The sequence below is a fragment of the Amycolatopsis sp. NBC_00348 genome (assembly GCF_036114655.1).
GTDB lineage: Bacteria > Actinomycetota > Actinomycetes > Mycobacteriales > Pseudonocardiaceae > Amycolatopsis.
Genome location: NZ_CP107994.1, coordinates 3,942,324 through 3,962,310 on the forward strand (window position 1 = coordinate 3,942,324; position 19,987 = coordinate 3,962,310).

A 19,987-nucleotide genomic window follows, 5' to 3' on the forward strand; every position below is an offset into this window, starting at 1 on the left:
GTCGCCCGGGTTACACCTCGATGTGCGAGCCCATCACGACCGTGCGGTCGCGGGGCAGCGCGAACTGCTCGGCCGCGTCCGCGGTGATGAACGACGTCGCGATGAACAGCCGCTTGCGCCAGCCCGCCATCGTCTTCGCCTCGCCGAGCTGGAGCTCGATCTTCGACAGGAAGTACGACGCGTCGTCCACCTGCAGCCGACCCTCCGTCTCCTTCGGCTCGAGGGACCGCAGCGCGGCGGGGACGTCGGGGCGCTCCATGTAGCCGAACCGGGCGCAGACGTGGGTGATGCCGTCGTGGGCGTGGCCGAGGTCGTCGACGACCGTGCGCTCGCTCTCCGGCACCCGGGGCACCGGCTCCGTCTCGATCGAGACGATCACGACGTGCTCGTGCCGGACGTGGTTGTGCTCGGCGTTGGCCCGCATCGCCAGCGGCGCGGTCACCTTGCCGCGGTTGAGGAAGACGGCCGTGCCCGGGACGCGCTGGGTGACGGGCTTGTCGTTCTCCAGGTCGTCGATGAACTCGCGCAGCGAGCCCTCGTGCTGCTCGCGCTCCGCGGTGACGATCTGCCGGCCCCGCTGCCACGTGATCATGACGGTGAACACGGTGAGGGCGATCAGCAGCGGCAGCCACGCGCCGTGGATCAGCTTGGTCAGGTTGGCCGCGACGAACAGCAGGTCCACCGACAGCAGCACGGTCGCGCCGAGCCCGATCAGCCACTTCGGCGTGCCCCATTTCACGCGGGCGACGTAGAAGAACAGCAGGGTCATGATGGTGATCGTGCCGGTCACCGTCATGCCGTACGCGTAGGCCAGCGCCGCCGAGCTGCGGAACGCGAAGACCAGCGTCAGCACCGAGACCAGCAGCAGCCAGTTGATCCACGGGACGTAGATCTGGCCGATGTTCGACTCCGAGGTGTGCCGGATCCGCAGCCGGGGCAGGTAGCCGAGCCGGGCGGCCTGCGCCGTGACCGAGTACGCGCCGGTGATGACGGCCTGGGACGCGATCACGGTCGCGGCGGTGGCCAGCAGGACCATCGGCAGCCGCGCCCAGCCGGGCACGAGCAGGAAGAACGGGCTGCTGATACTGGCCTGGTCCGCCAGGATCAACGCGCCCTGACCGAAGTAGCTGAGCGTGCACGCGGGCAGCACCAGGAACAGCCAGCCGCGGGTGATCGCCCGCCTGCCGAAGTGGCCCATGTCGGCGTAGATCGCTTCGGCGCCGGTGACCGCCAGCACGATCGCGGCCAGCGCGAAGAACGCGATGCCGAAGTGCCCGGCCAGGAAACCCAGGGCGTAGGTCGGCAACAGCGCCTTCAGGATCTGCGGGTGGCCGGCGATCCCGCTGATGCCGAACGCTCCGATCGCGGCGAACCAGAGGATCATCACCGGCCCGAACAGCCGGCCGACGGTCGCGGTCCCCTTGCGCTGCACCAGGAACAGCAGCGCGATGATGACCGCGGCGATCGGTACGACCAGCTCGCCCAGCGCGGGCTCGACGATCTTGAGCCCCTCGACCGCGGACAGCACCGAGATCGCCGGGGTGATCATGCTGTCGCCGAAGAACAGCGAAGCGCCGAAGATGCCCACGCCGGAGAGCACCAGCGCGGTCCGGGCGCCGCGCTGCCCGCTCCAGCGCCGCAGCTGCGTGATGAGCGCCATGATGCCGCCCTCGCCGTCGTTGTCGGCGCGCATGGCCAGCAGCACGTAGGTGACCGTGACGATGATCATCACCGACCAGAAGATCAGCGACACCACGCCGTAGACGTTGTCCGTGCTCACCGGGACGGGGTGCGGGTCGCTCGGGCTGAACACCGTCTGCAGGGTGTAGATCGGGCTGGTCCCGATGTCGCCGAACACCACGCCCAGGGCCCCGATGACCACGGCGAGCCGCACGGCCTCGCGCCCGCTCGGCGCGTGTCCCGGGGCCACCGGATCGGCGGCCGGGTTCTGATCAGCCATGACGTTCCCCTCCGAGCAGGCAGCCGGAACCCTCGTCGCCCGGTGCACCGTGCCGGACCCTACCGACACCCGGGCCGCTCCCCCGGCGCCCCGGCCCGCGACGCGCCGACCGGGTAGCGGAGCGTCACTGCGCGGCGGACCGGGCCGATCTGTAGTGCCATGGAGGGGTGACGACATTCCACTCCTTCCTGGACAAGGCGGACGAGCGGCTGGGCGACCGGCTCGAGCACGTCCTGTGCGCCCACCACCGGCGGCGGCTGCGCGGGCTCGGCTGGGGTGACGTCCTCGAGCCCGGCGGCCCGGCCGGCCGGGCCGCCGGCCGGGCCGCGGTCCGCGACGGCAACCGCGTCGAGATCCTGATCGACGGCGAAGAGGCGCTGCCGGCCATCCAGGACGCCATCCGGCACGCGAAGTCCCACGTCCACATCGCCAACTGGCACGCGAGCGCGGACTTCCGGCTGACCCGCGAGCCCGGCGCCCCCACCCTGCGTGAGCTGCTCGCCGAGACCGCCGGCCGCGGGGTCGACGTGCGGATCCTGCTGTGGGGCGGGCCGCCCGTCCCGGCCTTCAAGCCGACGCGGGGCCTCGCGAAGGAAGAGCAGCGGAAGCTCACCGAGGGCACCGGCGTGCGCTGCGTGCTGGACTCGCGGGAGCGGACCCTGCACTGCCACCACGAAAAGCTGGTGGTGGTCGACGACGTCGTCGCGTTCGTCGGCGGTGTCGACTTCACCGCGCTCGAAGGCGACCGGCACGACAGCCCCGACCATCCGCCGCGGCAGATCGGCTGGCACGACCTGGTGTCCCGGCTCGAAGGACCGATCGTCGCCGACGTCGCCGAGCACCTCCGGCACCGGTGGACCGAGGTGACGGGCGAAGAGCTGCCGGCGCCGAAGGTGCCCGAACCGGCCGGCGAGACCCGCGTGCAGCTGCTGCGGACGGTGCCGAACAGCACCTACGACTTCGCGCCGAAGGGCGAGTTCACCGTCCTCGACGGCTACCTGCGGGCCCTGCGGTCGGCGCGGCGGCTGATCTACCTGGAGAACCAGTTCCTGTGGTCCCCCGAGATCGCCGAGGTGCTGCTCGACAAGCTGCGCAACCCGCCCGAGGACCGCTTCCGCGTCGTCCTGCTGCTGCCGCGCAAGCCCAGCAACGGCGCCGACACCACCCGCGGCCAGCTCGGCCGCCTGGTCGACGCCGACGACGGCAACAACCGGCTGCTGGCCACGACGATCAGCGCGCACGAGGGCGACACCGCCGCGCCGGTGTACGTGCACGCGAAGCTCGGCATCGTGGACGACGAGTGGCTGACCGTCGGGTCCGCGAACCTCAACGAGCACTCGCTGTTCAACGACACCGAGGTCAACATCGCGACCGACGACCGGGACCTGATCCGCGCGACGCGGCTGCGGCTGTGGGCCGAGCACCTGGGCCGCCCGGTGGCGGAGCTGGACAAAGACCCGGCGGACGTCGTCGACGACCTCTGGCGGCCGCTGGCCGAAGAACAGGCGGAGCGGGAACGCCGGGGCGAGCCCCGCACCCACCGGCTCGTGCTGCTCCCCGGCGTCTCCCGCCGGGCCGGCCGGCTCCAGGGCCCGCTGCGGGGACTGCTGGTGGACGGCTGACGTCAGTGCGCTTCAAGCGTTGGAAACCGCCGAAGCCGCGCGCCGGTACTCGCTCGGGTTTGCGCCGCGGACCCGCTTGAACGCCGCGCTGAACCCGAACGGATCGGCGTACCCCACCGCGCGGGCGACGTCCGCGATGGTGGCGGTTTCGCGCTCGGTCAACAGATCCGCCGCGAGGGTCATCCGCCAGTGGGTCAGGTACGTCAGCGGCGGCTCGCCGACCAAATCGGCGAAGCGCTTCGCCAGCGTCGACCGCGAGACGCCGGTGCGGTCCGCCAGTGCCGCGACCGTCCAGGGCGCCGCCGGTTCGGCGTGCAGCAGGCGCAGCGCGTCGCCGACCACCGGGTCGCGCTGGGCGGCCCACCAGGCCGGCGCCCCGCTCCCGGGGCGGTCGAACCATTCGCGCAGCGTGCAGACCAGCATCCAGTCCAGCAGCCGGTCGAGGACCACCTGCTGACCCGGCGCGTCGACGGCGACCTCGGCCGCGAGGTGGTCCAGCACGGCGTCACCGGTGCCGCCGCCGGCCGCGCGCAGCACGACGGGCAGCGCGTCCAGCAACCGGCGGCTGAGTTCGCCGCGCACCGGGTACGCGCCGACGATGAGCGTCGTCGCGCCGCCGTCGTCGTCGGCCCAGCCGAGCCGGTGGCGAGTGCCGCCCTGCTCGGGCGTCGCGCAGAACTCGCCGCACGCGACCGGCGCGGCCCGCGTGCCGACCTCGTCGACGAAGGTGAACGTCGCGGGCCCGCGCACGACGACCGTCTCACGGGCGCGCAGCGGCTCGGGCGGGCCGTGCGCCGGCACGATCCAGCCCGCCCCGCCGACGACGGTGCACAGGGTCAGCGGCGCGCCGTCCACGAACTCCAGCGCCCAGGGCGGCGACAGCGTCGAGCTGCCGAACAGCGAGCCGTGGGCCCGCACCCCGCGGATCAGGTCGTCGAACACGTCCACCCGGCCGAGGTTAGACGAATGGACAGGCGATCCGGGCTTTCGCCTATGGGATTGTCCGAGCGAGCCGGGTTGAATCGGCGCCATGAGCACCGACGCCCTGACCGCCGAAGACCTCGAGTTCCTCCGCCGACCCCTGCACGGCTTCCTGACCGTGGCCGCGGGCCCGGTTCCGCCGCAGCCCCGGCCGGTGTGGTTCGAGGCCGCGCCTGACGGCACGCTCCAGCTGTTCACCGAACCGGACGCGCTCAAGGTGCGACGCCTGGGCCGCGACCCGCGCGCCTCGATCGTCGTCGCCGCGCCGGTGGGTGAACGCGAGCGGTGGGTTTCGGTCGCCGGCCGCACCACGCTGGAACCCGGCGGCGCCCACGACCTGGCCCGTCGTCTGGCCGCCCGCTACTGGGACCTCGACGACCCGGCCCGGGCCGCCGACCTCGCCGGAATCCTGGCCGTCGATCAGCTTCGCCTGGTGATCCACCCGGAGTCCGTGCGCCGCTACACGTACTGATCGCCACTCAGGCTGCGAGTTGAGTGCACGCCTGTACACTCAATCAGCATGATCGCCACCACCTGGTCCCACGAGGTCGTGACCGCCGGCCGCGAGCGGGGCGGTGCCTGATGGCCGAAGTGGGGATGCGGCCTCCGGCGTCGCCGCTGCGGCGCCGGGCCTTGCGTGCCGTGCGCTGGCTGTTCACCCCGTTGCGGGCGGACGACTACCTCGAGCTGATCAACCCCCTGTGGTCGACCCGCGAGCTGCGCGGCCGCGTCGAGCGCGTCGTCCCCGAACGGGGTGACGCCGCCACCGTGCTGATCCGGCCGGGGTTCGACTGGGTCGGGCACCGGCCCGGGCAGTACGTGCGGCTGGGCGTGGTCATCGACGGCGTCCACCACTGGCGCGCGTACTCGCTGACCTCGAGCCCGGACCGCGCGGACGGGCTCATCTCGGTCACCCCCAAGAAGGTCGACGGCGGGGTCGTCTCGCCGTACCTGGTCGAGCGGGCCCGGCCCGGCGAGGTCGTGCGGCTCGGCGAGGTCGAAGGCGCGTTCACCCTGCCGGACCGGCTCGATCGCGGCCTGCTGTTCATCACGGCGGGCAGCGGCATCACGCCGGTGATGAGCATGCTGCGTCACCTCGGCCCGGGTCCCGGCCTGCGCGACGTCGTCCACGTGCACTCGGCGCGCGAGACCGACGGCGTCACCTTCGGCGACGAGCTGGCCGCGCTGGAAAAGCAGCACGAGGGCTTTCGCCTGGAGCTGCGCATCACCAGCCGCGACGGCCGGTTCTCCCCCGCCGACCTGGACGCCCTGTGCCCGGACTGGCGCGACCGCGACACCTACGCCTGCGGCCCCGGCGAGCTGCTCGACGCGCTGCAGGCGCACTGGAAGAGCCACGGCGACGTCGAACGGCTGCACCACGAACGGTTCCAGCCGATCGTCGGGGGCGACGCCGCCGACGGCGCGGGCGGCACCGTGCGGTTCGCGCACCGCAACGTCGACGCGGACTGCCCGCCCGGCACGCCGATCCTCGTCGCGGGCGAGAACGCCGGCGTCGACATGCCCTTCGGGTGCCGGGTCGGGGTCTGCCACACCTGCGTGCTGCCGATCCGCGACGGCCGGATCCGCGACCTGCGCACCAACGTCGTCAGCCAGCTGAACAACGAGATCGTGCGGACCTGCGTGAACGGCGCCGAAGGCCCGGTCACGGTCGAACTCTGAACGGAGAGGAACCCATGTCCACGCCGGTAACTTCCCCCGACGTCCACCCGTTCGCGCACTTGAGCGCGCACCAGCTCGACGAACTCGCCCGCGAGTTCGACGCCATCCACGACCAGGTCCGCGGTGATCTGGGCGAGCGCGACCGCCGCTACATCAAGGGTGTCATCAAGCTGCACCGCCAGATCGCGGTGGCCGGCCGGGCGCTGCTGCTCGGCTCCCGGTCCAAGCCGGCGTGGCTGGCGGGCACCGGTTGCCTGGCCGTCGCGAAGATCCTGGAGAACATGGAGATCGGGCACAACGTCCTGCACGGCCAGTGGGACTGGATGAACGACCCCTACATCCATTCGTCCACTTGGGACTGGGACACCGCTTCGACGGCGGCGGCGTGGAAGCACTCCCACAACTTCGTCCACCACACCTACACCAACATCCGCGGCAAGGACAAAGATCTCGGGTACGAGATCATGCGCATCGACCCGCACCAGAAGTGGCACCCGGCGTACCTGGCGCAACCGCTGTACAACCTGCTGCTGATGGCCTTCTTCGAGTGGGGTGTCGCGGTCCACGACCTCGACGTCGAAGCCATCCGCTCCGGCGAGAAGCCGATGAAGGACGTGTGGCACGACATCAGGGGCATCTCCGGCAAGGCCCGCGACCAGATCCTGAAGGACTACGTCGGCTGGCCACTGGTGAGCGCCCTCGCCGCGACGGCGGTGGGGCGGCTCGCGCGGCCCGAACCCCGCTCCCGGCTGCGGGTCCTGGCGGACCGGGCCGGTGGCCGGCGCCGGAAGGGCGCGGTGCGCGCCCAGCTGGAAGCGATCCGCACGGAAGGCGGCGGCACGTTCGCCGCGACGTTCTGGGCGAACTTCACCGCTAACATCATCCGCAACCTGTGGGCGCACTCGATCATCTTCTGCGGCCACTTCCCGGACCAGACCTACACGTTCGGCCAGGACGAGGTCCGCGACGAGACCCGCGGCGGCTGGTACGTCCGGCAGCTCGTCGGCGCGGCGAACATCACCGGCTCCCCGCTGTTCCACCTGATGAGCGGGAACCTCGGGTACCAGGTCGAGCACCACCTGTTCCCGGACATGCCGAGCAGCCGCTACGCCGAGATCGCCCCGCAGGTCCGCGAGATCTGCCGGCGCTACGGCCTGCCGTACAACACCGGGCCGTTCTCCCGCCAGCTCGGCACGGTCCACCGCACAATCCTGCGGCTCGCCTTCCCGGGCGGCAAGCCCCGCCCGAAGCCGGGCCCCTACCCGGGCGACGAGGTGGAGCGCGCCGCCTAACCCCGAGCGCACCGCGCGGGACGAGGTCGACCGCGGCTGCGGCTTCCTGGTCGCTGCGGTAGCGGCCGGCCCATCGTCCGGCGATGGCGACCGGCACCTGGAACCGTGGCGCAGCTCGCCGCAGCAGCCCCCGAGCGGGAATACAAGGTTCCGACCTATCTGGCCGGACCAGGGCATGAGGCGCTGACGATGTCGGTCATCGAGATGACCACCTTCACGGTGGCCCCCGAGCACACGCAGGCGATGCTGGACGCGCGCCCGGCATGGTGGCGGCGTTCCGCGACGACCGGCGCGGGTTCCTGGCGGCCCGGCTGGTGCGCCTCGACCACGAGCACCGGCGCGCGTTCTTCCTCGGCGCCGACCGGTTCGAAGCCGGCAGCGGCCAGCCGCTCTTCCACGTCGAGCACTCCGTGGCCGGCCCCGAGGACGACCCGCTCAACCTCGGGCGGGAGCTGGTCCGCCGCTGACCCGGGCTCAGTCCGGCAGCAGGCTCACGTCGTATTGGCGGGCGACGGCCTGGTTGTAGCGGGCGAACGACTCCCCGATCACCCGCAGCTCGTCCTCGGGCGCGCCGTCGAACATCACAGCCAGGTTGTCGCGGCGGCGGTCGTGGACGCGGCGGGCGCGCAGCCGCCCCTCTGCCGTCGCCGCGACGATGCCACGGCGGCGGTCTTCCGGGGCCGGGGTCCGTTCGACCAGGCCGGCCGCCGTCATCGCCGCGACCTGGCGGCCCACCGTGGACGGGTCCAGGCCGAGCCGCGTCGCCAGCGTGGTGATGTCGGCCGGGCCGGTCACTTCGAGCGTGCGCAGCAGGAGGTAGCCCGCGCGGTCGAGCTCGTCGTAGATGTCGGTGCGGCGGCTGAGCAGCTCGAAGTTGCGCACCATGACCGCGGTGTGGGCCTCGATGAGGTCGAGCGCGTCCATCACGTGAACCTACCTTCCGGCCGATTGCCCGGCCGCAAGGCATATCGGTATCATACCGGTAATTATCGGCATGATACCGATATCCGCGACCGGGGGTAGGAGAAATCACTCGAATGGGACGCGCGTCGACGGCGATGCACCGGATCAGGGACAAGGCGAGGGGCTCGGACCCGGGGCTGACCCGGTTGTGGAGCGCGGTCTCGGCGGCCGTCGCCATGACGACCGGGCTGGCCGTCGAGTACGTCTTCGCGACGCTGACCGGGGCCGCGCCGCAGGCCACCCTGGTCGCGGTCCTGCTCGGCGCCATCACCGCGATGATGGGCTCGATGGCCCTGAGCGGCACCGGGGTGTGGCCGAAGGTCCGCACCGCCGCGCTGTTCCCGGTGGCGATGGGGCTCGGGATGGCGCTCGGCATCGCGGTCGCGCCGCACACCGACCTCATGCTCGCCGTGTTCGTCGTCGTGATGTTCACCGCCGTGTTCGTCCGGCGGTTCGGCGTGCCGTTCTTCTTCTACGGCTTCATGGTCTGGATGGGCTACTTCTTCGCCGCGTTCCTGCACGCGACGCTCGGCGGGCTGCCCGCCATGCTCCTCGCCGTCGTGATCGCGACCGTCTGGGTGCTGCTGCTGTCGCTGACCGTGCTGCGCGGCAACCCCGCCCGCACCCTCGCCCGCACGCGCCGCGCGTTCGGCGCCCGGGCCCGCGCGGTCGTCCGGCTCTGCGCGACCCTCCTGGAAGCCGGGCCCGACGAGCGGCTCACCCGGCGGATCCACGCGGCGCAGGCCCGGCTCGCCGAGTCCGCGCTGATGATCGAGGCGTGGTCGGCCGAGGTCCCGGTGCTGCCCGGCGCCGTCCCGGCGGCGTCGATCCGGCGCACGACGATGGACGCGCAGCTCGCGATCGACCTGCTCGTCACCGCCTGCGCGCAGCTCGGCCCCGGCGACGCGCCGGACCTGGTGACCCGCGCGGCCCACCTGCTCGACCTGTTCGCCCGCAACGACTACGCCACCGCCGGGCGCACGGCCGAGGCCCTCCTGGCCCAGGCGGGCGGCTCCCCCGTCCGGCTGGTGGCCGTGGCGGTCACCGACTACCTCGGCGTCGTCCGCCGCGCCGGCCAGGACGGCTTCGCCGGCACCGGCGACTTCGAGCCCGCGGTGTCGATCGCGCTGGGCGCGCTGCCCGGGTCCGCCGCCGCGGCCGGCGACGTCGAACCCCGCGGCGGCGCGTGGAACCCGTTGCGCCGTCTCGACTTCACGACCCGCCAGGCCGTGCAGGTGGCCGTGGCGGGCGGGCTCGCGATCGTGCTCGGGCGGCTGCTGTCCGAGCAGCGCTACTACTGGGCGGTGATCGCCGCGTTCGTCGCGTTCACCGGCACGGCGACCCGGTCGGAGGTGTTCCTCAAGTCGGTCAACCGCGTGGCGGGCACCCTGGTCGGGCTGGGCGCGGGCATCGGGCTCGCGCACCTGACGGCCGGGCACCCGGCGGCGGTGCTCGCGGTGATCGTCGGCAGCATGTTCTGCGGTTTCTACCTGCAACGGCTGTCCTACGCCTACATGATCTTCTTCGTCACGATCATGGTCAGCCAGCTCTACAGCGTGCTCAACGAGTTCTCGACGGGCCTGCTCGTCCTGCGGCTGGAGGAGACGGCGATCGGCGCGGCCGTCGGCGTCGGGGTCGGACTGGTGCTGACGCCGCTGAGCACCCGCGACACCGTCCGCACCACCCACCGCGCCCTCACGCGCACGTTGTCAGAGCTGCTGACCGCCGCGGCGGACCGGATCGAGGGCCACGCCGGCGTCCCGGACCTCGACGCCCGGGTCCGCGTCCTGGACAACGACCTGCGCCAGCTGCGGCTCGTGGCCGCGCCGCTGGTGGCCGCCGTGCCGTGGGGTGGCGGGTCCCGCACCACCCGGCACCGGCTGACGCTGGCCGCCACGCTGGTGCAGCACACCCACCGGCTGGTCGCCGTCCTGCGCCGCGGCCGCGCGGGCGACCGCTCCCTGGCCGTACCCGCCCGGGCCCTGGCCGACGTCGCGACGGCCGTCGCCGACCCCGGCGAAGCGGACCTGACGGCGTTGCTGGGTCTCGTGGAGGCCGCCCTCGCGCAGCACTGCTCCCCCGCGGACGAGCCCGTCCTGGTCGAGCTGATCCACCTGCGCCGGCTGCTGCACGAGATCGCCACCGGCGACGAGCCCGGCCTGCTCCCCGAGCCGGCCGTCCCGGGCGTCGGCGCGATCACCGGCCGCGTCCACGACGCGGCCGGGGCGCCGCTGGCGGAGGCGACCCTGACCCTGGTCGACGCGCACGGCAGGCAGACCGCCCGTGCGACGTCGGCGGCCGACGGGGGCTTCACGCTGCAGGCCCCGCGAGCGGGCTCCTACGTCCTGATCACGGCCGCGGCCCGGCACCGCCCGGCCGCCACGACGGTACCGGCCCGCCACGGCCGCAACGTGGTGCAGGACATCTGGCTGACGGCGGCCCGGCCCCAGACCGCCTCGGCCCGCCGCCAGTGCCACCGCCACGACGTCCGGCTCCACTGACGAGCGGGTCGCGGGCCGGTTCTTCCGTAGATCGCAGAGAACCCTTTGCATAGGATCCTCTGTGGTCTACGGTAGCGGCATGACCGAGAACGGCCGGGAGGCGTCACGACCGCTCGACGCGCGGATGCTGCGCGCGCTGGGCCACCCGTTGCGGATGCGGATGCTCGAACTGCTGCAGGCGGACGGCCCGGCGACCGCGACCGGGCTGGGCAAGCGCGTCGGCGAAAGCTCGGGGACCACCAGCTGGCACCTGCGGCTGCTGGCCGAAGCCGGCCTGGTCGAGGAGGACACCGGACGCGGGAACAAGCGCGAACGCTGGTGGCGCTCGGCGCAGCGGTCCACCCGGATGCGGGCCGTCGACTTCATCGACGATCCCGACCTGGCCGGCCCGCTGAACACGTTCCTGCGGTCCTCGCTCGAGCAGCGCTACCAGGCCGAGACGCAGTTCCTCAGCGAGCTTCCGCGGTGGATGGACCGGTGGCACGACAAGGCCGTCTTCGACGACGGGAGGCTGTCGCTGACTCCCGAGGAGACGGCCACGATGAGCGCCGAGGTCGAAGCGGTGATCGACCGCTACCGCCGGGACGCGCGGCCGGGCGACGACAACGTGATCACGCACTGGTCGGCGTTCCCGCGGCAGGCGCGACCGGAGGACCCGGAAGGTCCGACTGAGGGGGATGAATCGTGACGCACTTTCTGCTGGCCGAGGGCCTGGTCCGCGAACGCGAGGCGGAGCTGCGTCAGGCCGCCGGCCGGTCGCAGTACCGGCGAAGAGCAGGAACGCGGCGGGCGCGCCTCGGGTGGCTTCTCGTCGAAGCGGGCCTGCGGCTGACGGCGGAAGCGCCGCGCCCTAGCTTTCGGTCACCGGCTCGGCCAGCTGGGGCAGCAGCTCGAGCCACGCGAGCGCCTGGCTGAGGTCGCCGTGCACCGGCAGCTCCCGCTCCAGCCCCAGCGCCGTCAGCGGGCGCAGGACGGCGCTGCTGCGGGTCACGATCGCGAACGGGATCCCGGCGGCCTTCGCGTCGGCGGCGGTCGTCACCAGGATGGTCACGGTGCGGGCCGAGCAGAACGTCACCGCCGTCGCGTCGACCACCATCGCCGCCGGGCCCAGGCCGAGCTCGCGGTGCAGCAGTGCGGCGAGCCGGCCGGTGACCGTCAGGTCGAGTTCACCGGCCGCCGCCAGGACGGTCGCGCCGGCGCTGGTCGTGATGCGGAAGCACGCGGTCGATCCGGACGGGTCGGGCGACCGGGTTTCGGACACGGCGGAGGGCCTCCTCGGGTGGACCGTGAGGCCAAACCACAGGGGCACCAGTCCGGTCGCACGCCGGCCCCAAGCGGGGACCGCGGGTTCGGGGTGCGACGGCTCCCGGGCTGAACCGCTGCCCCATGACGGTACAGCCGTGCCACGTCCGACGCAGCACCGTCCCGGTGAGTGGATGACTACCCGTCGCACTGCATGTCGGTCAGTCACGGGCGGTGATGATCAGGGCGGCCTGATCGTCGGCCGCCTCCGCTTCGCCGGTGAACGCCCGGACCGCGGACGTGATCGCGTGCAGGAGCTGCTGGGCGGTCGCGTGGCGGGGCGCGGCGGCCACCGCGTCGACGAGCCGCCGGTCGCCGAACTCTTCCCGGCCGGGGTCGCGGGCTTCGAGGAAGCCGTCGGTGAGCAGGATGAGGCTTTCGCGCGGCCGCAGCCGGATCCGCCGCTCGGTGAGCCGCGGTGTGGTGTGGATGCCGAGCAGGCGGCCGGGGATGTCCAGCTCCTGGATGCGGTGGTCGGCGTCGAGCAGCAGGGGCAGGTTGTGGCCGGCCCGGATGAGGTCGAGGACGAGCCCGTCGGCGTCGCGGGCGAGGTGGCCGTAGACGAGCGTCGCGAAGTCGGTGCCGTGCGCGTGCGGCCGGTTGCTGAGCGCGGTGTCGATGGCGGTGACCACGGCGGTCGGGTCCCGCAGCAGCGGCGCGACGGCGCGGGCCGTGTGCCGGATCAGCGCGGTCGTGGTCGCCGCGTTGGCGCCCCGCCCGCAGACGTCGCCGAGCATGAACGCCCACGTGCGGTCGTCCAGCTCGAAGACGTCGTAGAAGTCGCCGCCGATCTCGAGACCTTCGCCTGCCGGGTGGTAGAAGGTGGCGAGCTCGGCGCCGGGCACTTCGGGCAGGTCGGGCATGAGCAGGCCGGCCTGCAGGTCACGGGCGAGCCGGATCCGCTGGTGGTACTGGCGGGCGCTGCGGGCGGCCGACGCCGCGCGCCGGGCGAGCTCTTCGACCAGTGCGACGGCGTGCTCGTCGAACGGGTGGTCACTGGTGGTGCACAGGGTCACCGCGCCGAAGGTGTGCCCGCGCTCGGTGAGCGGGACGCACAACGACTCGGTGAAGCCCGGCCCCGGCCCGGCCGCGCGCACGGTCCGGCCCGAGGACAGCACGTCCGCGACGGTGCCGCCGATCTCCGGGTCCGACTCGGCGGGCGACGGGTCCGCGGCGGCCTGGGCGACCCGGCGCAGGTGGCCGTCCTGGACGATGTCGACGACCGCCAGCGGAGCGAGCTTGGGGACGTAGAGGTCCGCGAGCTGCTGCAGGGTCTGGACGTGGTCCAGATCCGCGGCGAGGGCCGTGCTGGCGTGGAGCAGGAACGCCAGGTCGTCGCGGATCGCCCGTTCCTTCTCCTCGGCGACCAGCCGGGCCCGCTCGGCCTCGTGCCGTTCGATGGCCAGTGCGGCCGTCTCGGCGAACAGACGGGCGAGGGCCAGGTCGTTGGCCTGCGGGGCGCGGGGCGCGCGGTGGTACATGGCGAACGTCCCGAGCAGCCGGCCGTCGCGGCCGAGGATGGGCGTCGACCAGCAGGCCGCCAGCCCGGCGCGGCCGGCCAGGTCCCGGAAGTCGGCCCAGAACGGGTCTGCGCCGATGTCGGTGACGATCACCGTCTGCCGGCGGTGGGCGGCGGTGCCGCAGGAGCCGACGCCTTCGCCGGTGGCGATCCCGTCGATGGCCTCGTTGTAGAAGCCGGGCAGGCTGGGCGCCGCGCCGTGACGCAGGTGGCGGCCGTCCGGGTCGGCGAGCAGCACGGAGACGAGCACGTCCGGCGTGAGGTGCTCGATGGTGGCGGCCATGCCGTCGAGCACGTCGGCCAGCGGGGCCTGCCGGGCGATCTGCTCGAGGAGCGCGCGGTGCTCGGCGGTGAGCCGCTGCGCGTGCTTGATCTGGGTGGTCTCGACGCCGATGACGCGGACGCCGGTCACCGCGCCGGCGGCGTCCCGGCGGGGCTCGTAGGTGAAGTCGAAGAACGCTTCCCGGACGTCGGTCCCGGTCCCCAGCAGCACCCGGGCGTCGCGGCCGGTGAACGGCTGCCCGGTGCGGTAGACGCGGTCGAGCTGGTCGAGCAGGCCCTGCCCGGTCAGCTCCGGCACGAGCTCCCCGAGCGGGCGACCGGCCGCCAGCCGGCCGGCACTGCCGACGGCCTTGCCGAACGCCGGGTTCGCGGCCTCCAGCACGTGGGCGGGCCCGCTCAGCGAGGCGAACAACGCGGTGGACTGACCGAACAGGTCCCGCAGGTCGGCGTCCGCCGGGGCCGGGTCGCCGGCCATCCGCTCGGCGCTCGCTGAAGACATCGGCCCGCTCTCGTTCCGTTGTACCTGAAGTCCGGTCAGGCGCTGAGCGGTCCGGCCCGCTCGTCAACGGTGTGCCTGTCTTCTCAAGCCTCGTCGACACGTGACGCCCACCACGGTGCGCGTCACCCGCCGCTCGAAGCATACCGACCGCCCCGCCGGCGGGGCGGTTCAGCTGATGAAGCCCGCCGCCTTCAGCCAGTCGTGGGCCACCGTGGCGGGCTTCCGGCCGTCCACGCTGACCTGCTTGTTCAGGTCCGTGAGCGTCGCGGTGTCGAGCTTCGCGGCGATCGGCGTGAAGACCTGCTCCAGCTGCGGGTACTTCTGCGCGATGGCCGAGGTGATCGAGATCGCGGGGTTGTAGGTCGGGAAGAAGTGCTTGTCGTCGTCGAGCACGGTCAGCTTCTGCCCGGCCACGCGCCCGTCGGTGGAGGCGACCGAGCCGAAGCCGCAGGGGTCGCCCTTGCCGATGCTGGTGTAGACGACGGCGTCGTTCAGCACGTGCACCTGGGCTTCGGGCAAGGTGAACCCGTACGTCTTCTCCACGCCCGGGAAGCCGTCGTCCCGGCTCTTGAACTCCGGGCCGATGCAGGTCGAGGCCGCGGCCGGGTCCTTCTGCGCGAGCGCCGCGTAGTCCGAGATCGTCTTGACGCCGGTCTTGGCGAGGGCCGCCGGGTTGCCGGCGAGGGCGTAGGTGTCGTTGGCCGGCGAGCGGGCCCACCAGGTGACCTGGTTCGCCGCGTCGGCCTGCTTCACCGCGTCGTACTGCGCCTGCGGGTCGGCGATCGGCTTGGTCTGCTTGAGGTAGCTGATCCAGGCGGTGCCGGTGTACTCCCAGTACAGGTCGATCGCACCGCTGGTGAGGGCCTGGCGGACGTTGCTCGAGCCGGTGATGTTGGTCTTGTCCTGCGGGCTCGCCCCGGCCGCCTGCAGCGCGACGATCGCGATCTGGCCGAGCAGCAGCTGCTCGTCGAACTCCTTGGAGCCGACGCGGATCTGCGCGCCGCTCAGCGCGTCGATCTTCTTGATGGATCCCGCGCCCACCTGGGCGCCGGTCTCGTCCTTGCCGATCGTGCACCCGGCCGTGAGCGCCGCCGCCGCGACGAACGCGAGGACGGCGGCTGTCGTGCGCTGGAGCATGGGTGGAGCCTCCTTGAAGTGGTGGAGCTACATGCCGCGCGGGTGCAGGACCTCCTCGGCGACCAGGCCCAGCCAGTCGGCGAAGAGCGCCAGCGCGGCGACGACGATGCCGAAGGTCAGGCTCAGGATCGGGCGGTACAGCCCGATCCCGGCGACGAGCCCGCCGCCGAGACCGCCGCCGTCGATGAAGGTGGCCAGCGTCGCGCTCGCGACGGTGAGCACCAGCGCCGTCCGGATCCCGGCGAGGATCACCGGGACGGCCAGCGGCAGCTCGATCCGCCACAGGATCGCCGTCTTCGTCATGCCCATGCCCCGCGCGGCGTCCACGAGGGTCGGGTCGACGCCGTCGAGCCCGACGATCGTGTTGCGCAGCACCGGCAACGTCGCGTAGACGACCAGCGCCGTCACCGCCGTGGCGGTTCCGGTGCCGGTCCAGAGCGCGAGCAGCACGACGAGCCCGATCGACGGGATCGCCTGGCCGAGGTTGCCCAGGCCCAGCCCGACCGGCCGGGCCCAGCGGGCACCCGCGCGGGTGAGCAGGATGCCGAGCGGGAGGGCGATGACGATGGTGCAGACCGTCGAGATCAGCGTGAGCCGCAGGTGCGCGCCCAGTTCGGTGAAGATCTCGCCCGCGTTGAGGTAGCGCTGCTCGATCGAGTCGAGCGGCTGCGCGCGCACGATCAGGAGGAGCGCCAGCAGGCCGAGGGCGAGCAGGACCGGGCGCACCAGCAGCCCGAGCCGGCTTCGGGACCGTTCGGGCGCCTCGGTGTCCGGACGCGGATCGGGCGCTCCCCCGGCGTCCGGGACCGTGGGCGCGGGCGTCCCTTCCGCCGGCTGGAGCGCCGCGATCAGGCGCGGCACGTCGCACACGCCCAGTGCGCGCTCGCCATCGGTGACGGCGACGGCGGTGCTTCCGGTGCGCACCATGGTGTCCAGCGCGTCCCGCAGGGTAGCCCGGTGCGAGACCGCGGGCAGGCCATCCGCCGGCGCGCCGAGTTCGAGGTCGGCCAGCGGGATCAGCGCGAGCCGTTTCAGGTTCCGCTTCGAGCCGGCGAAGGCCGCGACGTAGTCGTCGGCCGGCGCGGCGAGGATCGCCTGGGGCGTGTCGTACTGCGCGAGCACCGAACGCGGCCGCAGCACGGCGATCCGGTCGCCGAGCTTGAGCGCCTCGTCGAAGTCGTGCGTGACGAACACGATCGTCTTGCGCACGTCCCGTTGCAGGCGCAGGAACTCGTCCTGCAGCCGGGCGCGGGTGATCGGGTCGGTGGAGCCGAACGGTTCATCCATCAGCAGCACCGGCGGGTCCGCGGCCATCGCCCGCGCGACGCCGACGCGCTGCTGCTGGCCGCCGGAAAGCTCGCGCGGGTACCGGGTTCCGTGCTCGCGGGTCAGGCCGACGACGTCGAGCAGCTCGCCCACGCGGGCGGCGACGCGGCGCCAGGTCCAGCCGAGCACCCGCGGCACCACGCCGATGTTGGCGTCCACGCGCAGGTGCGGGAAGAGCCCGACCTGCTGGATGACGTACCCGGTGTGGCGCCGGTGCTCGTCGAGGTCGAGGGCCGCCACGTCGGTGCCGCCGACCGTGACGGCACCCGAGGTGGGTTCGACGAGCCGGTTGATCATCCGCATGGTCGTCGTCTTGCCGCACCCGGACGGCCCGGTCAGCACGACGATCTCGCCCGCGGGGATCCGCATCGTGAGGCGGTCGACCGCGGGCGCGGCCTGGCCGGGGTACCGCTTGCTCAGGTCCCGCAGCTCGATCGTCTCGCCGGCCGTGCCCGCCGCGTCGGCCGACGCCGCCGCCTCCCTGGCGAGCGGACGCCGCCACGTCGTCAGCTTGCCGACCAGCACGAACGCCAGGTCGAACAGCAGCGCCAGCACGACGATCCCGAGCGTCCCGGTCAGCACCTGGTTCAGCGAGTTCACCGAGCCGAACCGGCCGAGGCCGTCGAAGATCTCGTTGCCGAGCCCGGGGCCCTTGACGTACGCGCCGATGGCCGCGATCCCGATGGTGATCTGCGTCGAGACGCGGATGCCGGAGAGGATCACCGGCCAGGCGAGCGGCAGCCGCACACGCCACAGCAGCCGCGCCCGGCCGAGCCCCATCCCGCGCGCGGCGTCCACCACGGCAGGGTCGACGCCGCGCAGCCCGACGATCGTGTTGCGCGTGATCGGCAGGAGCGCGTAGAGCACCAGCGCGCACAGGACGTTCGTCAGCCCGAGCCCGAACGGGCCGATCAGGATGCCCAGCAACGCGATCGACGGGATGGTGAGGAACGCCGCGGTCGTCGTGGTCGCGAGCGAGCCGAGCCACCGCCGCCGGTAGGTGAGCAGCCCGAGCGTCATCCCGATCAGCACGGCCAGTGCCATCGCCGCGAGGGTGAGGTCCACGTGGAGGATCGCGTCGTTCACGACGTCGATCCAGTTCTCGCGGAGGTACTCGGAAAGGCTCAGGGCCGCGCTCCTCGGGCGTCGAGGGGCGGAAATTCACCGACCGCCCCAGTCCGGCTTGGACCCCAACCCCAGCACGTCGGCGGGTTCCTGTCCACCGCCCCGATCAGGCCGCGACGTGCGCGACCGCGGCGGGCAGCTCTTCGTTGAGCCGCCGGAGACTCGCGACCAGCTCCTGGCAGTCCGCGCAGCCGTCGAGGTGCGTCCGGATCCGGCTCGCCTTGTGGTGCCCGATCCCGTCGCGCACCCACCGGCCCAGCTGGCCGCCGACGTCGCGGCAGTTCCGCCGCTGCGACGCCGGGACGTGCTGGTCCAGATAGGCCTGACGCAGCCCTTCCCGGGCGCGGTAGGCCAGCGCCGCGACGCTGTTCGGCGACATCCCCAGGTCCCGCGCGATCCGCGCCGGCGACTCGCCCTCGATCTCCGTGCGCCACAACACGGTCCGCCACCGCTCGGGCAGGCCGGCGAACGCGGCCGCGGCGACGGTGGCGTGCAGCCGGCTGCCCACCTGCTCGTCGCTCCCCGCGCTCGGCAGCACGTCCGGTACCTCGGCGACCACCGAGACGGACGCGTCGTGCCGGCGCCAGGTGATCATCGTGTTCCGGATCGTGGTGAGGAGATAGGGCCGGAAATCCTCGTTCGGCCCCTCCCCCGAGCGCAGAATCCGTAGTACGCGGGTGAATCCTTCGGCGATCAGGTCGTCCCGCTCCGCCGCGTCGGCCGCGATCGCGGCCGCCACCCGGCGGGCGGCGACGTAGTGCCGGTCGTACAGCCGGCCGTACGCCGCGACGTCCCCGCCACGCACCGCTTCGATCAGGACCGCGTCGTCCGGGACATCCCTCGCCCCGGCCTCCGCCGGTACCACGTCGGTCACCGCTCCCCCTCGCCCATGCTCTTGCTCATGCCCTTGCCCGTGCCGCTGCTCGCGCTCTTGCACGTGCAGATTGATCCGAGATACTCACCCAACGAGGGAGCGGGCGCAAGGTTTCGGCACCAGGTCCCGGTTTCTTCCGGAACAGGCGCCGTAAAACCGGAGTTTGTCAGGGCGCGGCGGGTTCGGACGCGAATTCGCCGGCCGGGCGATGACGGTAAAAATACCGGCAGCCTCCCTTTTCGGAAGGCCACCGGCATTCCCGGAGATCAGTGACAGCCGGACCGCGCCTGGGCGGTATCCCGCAGCCGGTGCACCCAGTCGGCGAGGCCTTGGTCGAGGCTGCTTTGATTACCGGGAACGTCGGCTTCGACCGGCGGGCCCGCCCAGGATTCCTCGGTGGTCGCGAGTACGCCGTCCCCGGTCGGCTTGAACGTCCACAAGTGCACGCCGGTGATGCCGTTGACGGGCGCGCCCCATGCGGTGCACCCCAAGGGCTTCACGGTCTTGATCGTCGACTCGGCGTGCGTGTTCTGCGGCGACCAGGAGAACACCGAGCCCGGCCGCAGCGGCCCCGGCGTTTCCTTGTGCGCGGGGGCGATCTCCGGGATCCAGCTCTGCCAGTGGTCGATGTCCGTGTGCAGGCGCCAGATCTCCGCCAGCGGCGCCTTGATGAGCGCACTCGCCCGGCTGACCACCGGCGCGGTCTTGTCGACGGTGACGCCCCGGCAGTCCTGATAGGTCCCGGAACTCGCCGAAGCGACCGACTGCACGGACAGCGTCATCGCCGCGCCGAGGGTCACGACGCCGATACCGCGAAGAATGGTGTTGGTCATGATCAGTCCTTTTCGATCGTGAGGAAAGTGGTGACGCCCCGGCGGTCACCGGAAACGTCGAAACTGTCGAACGACAATTCGAGCAGCGGGA

General features: G+C 72.5%; 16 protein-coding genes. 7 read left to right on the top strand and 9 right to left on the bottom strand.

What is annotated here, in order from left to right; translation table 11 throughout:
- Positions 1-10: 10 nt before the first annotated feature.
- Positions 11-1,960: a potassium transporter Kup gene (locus OHS58_RS16925; RefSeq protein ID WP_328648938.1), complete on the bottom strand. Its 1,950-nt coding sequence runs from the start codon at positions 1,958-1,960 to the stop codon at positions 11-13.
- Between the two features lie 167 nt (positions 1,961-2,127).
- Here OHS58_RS16925 and OHS58_RS16930 point away from each other — a divergent pair, with 167 nt between their 5' ends.
- Positions 2,128-3,582, top strand: coding sequence for a phospholipase D-like domain-containing protein (locus OHS58_RS16930; RefSeq protein WP_328648939.1), 1,455 nt, complete (start codon positions 2,128-2,130; stop codon positions 3,580-3,582).
- A gap of 12 nt (positions 3,583-3,594) precedes the next feature.
- Here OHS58_RS16930 and OHS58_RS16935 read toward each other — a convergent pair whose 3' ends face one another.
- Positions 3,595-4,530 carry an AraC family transcriptional regulator gene (locus tag OHS58_RS16935; protein WP_328648940.1) on the bottom strand — a complete coding sequence of 312 codons (936 nt, stop codon included), beginning with the start codon at positions 4,528-4,530 and terminating at the stop codon, positions 3,595-3,597.
- A gap of 82 nt (positions 4,531-4,612) precedes the next feature.
- On the opposite strand from OHS58_RS16935, the gene OHS58_RS16940 reads away from it, so the two are divergent.
- The 4 genes from OHS58_RS16940 to OHS58_RS16955 all read left to right on the top strand — a co-directional run bounded on the left by OHS58_RS16940 (position 4,613) and on the right by OHS58_RS16955 (position 8,002).
- Positions 4,613-5,035, top strand: coding sequence for a pyridoxamine 5'-phosphate oxidase family protein (locus tag OHS58_RS16940; protein ID WP_328648941.1), 423 nt, complete (start codon positions 4,613-4,615; stop codon positions 5,033-5,035).
- Between the two features lie 110 nt (positions 5,036-5,145).
- The gene (locus OHS58_RS16945; protein ID WP_328648942.1) at positions 5,146-6,243 is read left to right on the top strand and encodes a ferredoxin reductase; all 1,098 of its coding nucleotides are present in this window, start codon (positions 5,146-5,148) and stop codon (positions 6,241-6,243) included.
- 14 nt (positions 6,244-6,257) lie between these two features.
- The gene (locus tag OHS58_RS16950; RefSeq protein WP_328648943.1) at positions 6,258-7,535 is read left to right on the top strand and encodes a fatty acid desaturase family protein; all 1,278 of its coding nucleotides are present in this window, start codon (positions 6,258-6,260) and stop codon (positions 7,533-7,535) included.
- Between the two features lie 263 nt (positions 7,536-7,798).
- Positions 7,799-8,002 carry a hypothetical protein gene (locus tag OHS58_RS16955; protein WP_328648944.1) on the top strand — a complete coding sequence of 68 codons (204 nt, stop codon included), beginning with the start codon at positions 7,799-7,801 and terminating at the stop codon, positions 8,000-8,002.
- 7 nt (positions 8,003-8,009) lie between these two features.
- Here OHS58_RS16955 and OHS58_RS16960 read toward each other — a convergent pair whose 3' ends face one another.
- Positions 8,010-8,459 (bottom strand): MarR family winged helix-turn-helix transcriptional regulator, encoded by a 450-nt coding sequence (locus tag OHS58_RS16960; protein WP_328648945.1) that lies wholly within the window; start codon positions 8,457-8,459, stop codon positions 8,010-8,012.
- A 113-nt stretch (positions 8,460-8,572) separates the two neighbouring features.
- On the opposite strand from OHS58_RS16960, the gene OHS58_RS16965 reads away from it, so the two are divergent.
- Together OHS58_RS16965 and OHS58_RS16970 are read left to right on the top strand one after the other, a co-directional pair.
- Entirely contained in the window at positions 8,573-10,999 is a 2,427-nt protein-coding gene (locus tag OHS58_RS16965; protein ID WP_328648946.1) for an FUSC family protein, read from the top strand.
- A gap of 79 nt (positions 11,000-11,078) precedes the next feature.
- Positions 11,079-11,687: an ArsR/SmtB family transcription factor gene (locus OHS58_RS16970; RefSeq protein WP_328648947.1), complete on the top strand. Its 609-nt coding sequence runs from the start codon at positions 11,079-11,081 to the stop codon at positions 11,685-11,687.
- A 162-nt stretch (positions 11,688-11,849) separates the two neighbouring features.
- Here OHS58_RS16970 and OHS58_RS16975 read toward each other — a convergent pair whose 3' ends face one another.
- From OHS58_RS16975 to OHS58_RS17010, 6 genes are all read right to left on the bottom strand, one after another.
- On the bottom strand, positions 11,850-12,260 hold the full coding sequence (locus OHS58_RS16975; protein WP_326948892.1) for an STAS domain-containing protein: 411 nt from the start codon (positions 12,258-12,260) through the stop codon (positions 11,850-11,852).
- Between the two features lie 202 nt (positions 12,261-12,462).
- Positions 12,463-14,601, bottom strand: a complete 2,139-nt coding sequence (locus tag OHS58_RS16980; RefSeq protein ID WP_328648948.1) for a SpoIIE family protein phosphatase — start codon at positions 14,599-14,601, stop codon at positions 12,463-12,465.
- Positions 14,602-14,769: 168 nt separating this feature from the next.
- Positions 14,770-15,738, bottom strand: a complete 969-nt coding sequence (locus OHS58_RS16985) for a glycine betaine ABC transporter substrate-binding protein (protein WP_326953919.1) — start codon at positions 15,736-15,738, stop codon at positions 14,770-14,772.
- A 27-nt stretch (positions 15,739-15,765) separates the two neighbouring features.
- The gene (locus tag OHS58_RS48750; protein WP_442875542.1) at positions 15,766-18,150 is read right to left on the bottom strand and encodes an ABC transporter permease subunit; all 2,385 of its coding nucleotides are present in this window, start codon (positions 18,148-18,150) and stop codon (positions 15,766-15,768) included.
- A gap of 145 nt (positions 18,151-18,295) precedes the next feature.
- Complete coding sequence (locus OHS58_RS17005; RefSeq protein ID WP_326953921.1) at positions 18,296-19,063, bottom strand: sigma-70 family RNA polymerase sigma factor; 768 nt, start codon at positions 19,061-19,063, stop codon at positions 18,296-18,298.
- Positions 19,064-19,329: 266 nt separating this feature from the next.
- On the bottom strand, positions 19,330-19,896 hold the full coding sequence (locus OHS58_RS17010) for an SRPBCC family protein (RefSeq protein WP_328648949.1): 567 nt from the start codon (positions 19,894-19,896) through the stop codon (positions 19,330-19,332).
- Positions 19,897-19,987 lie beyond the last annotated feature (91 nt).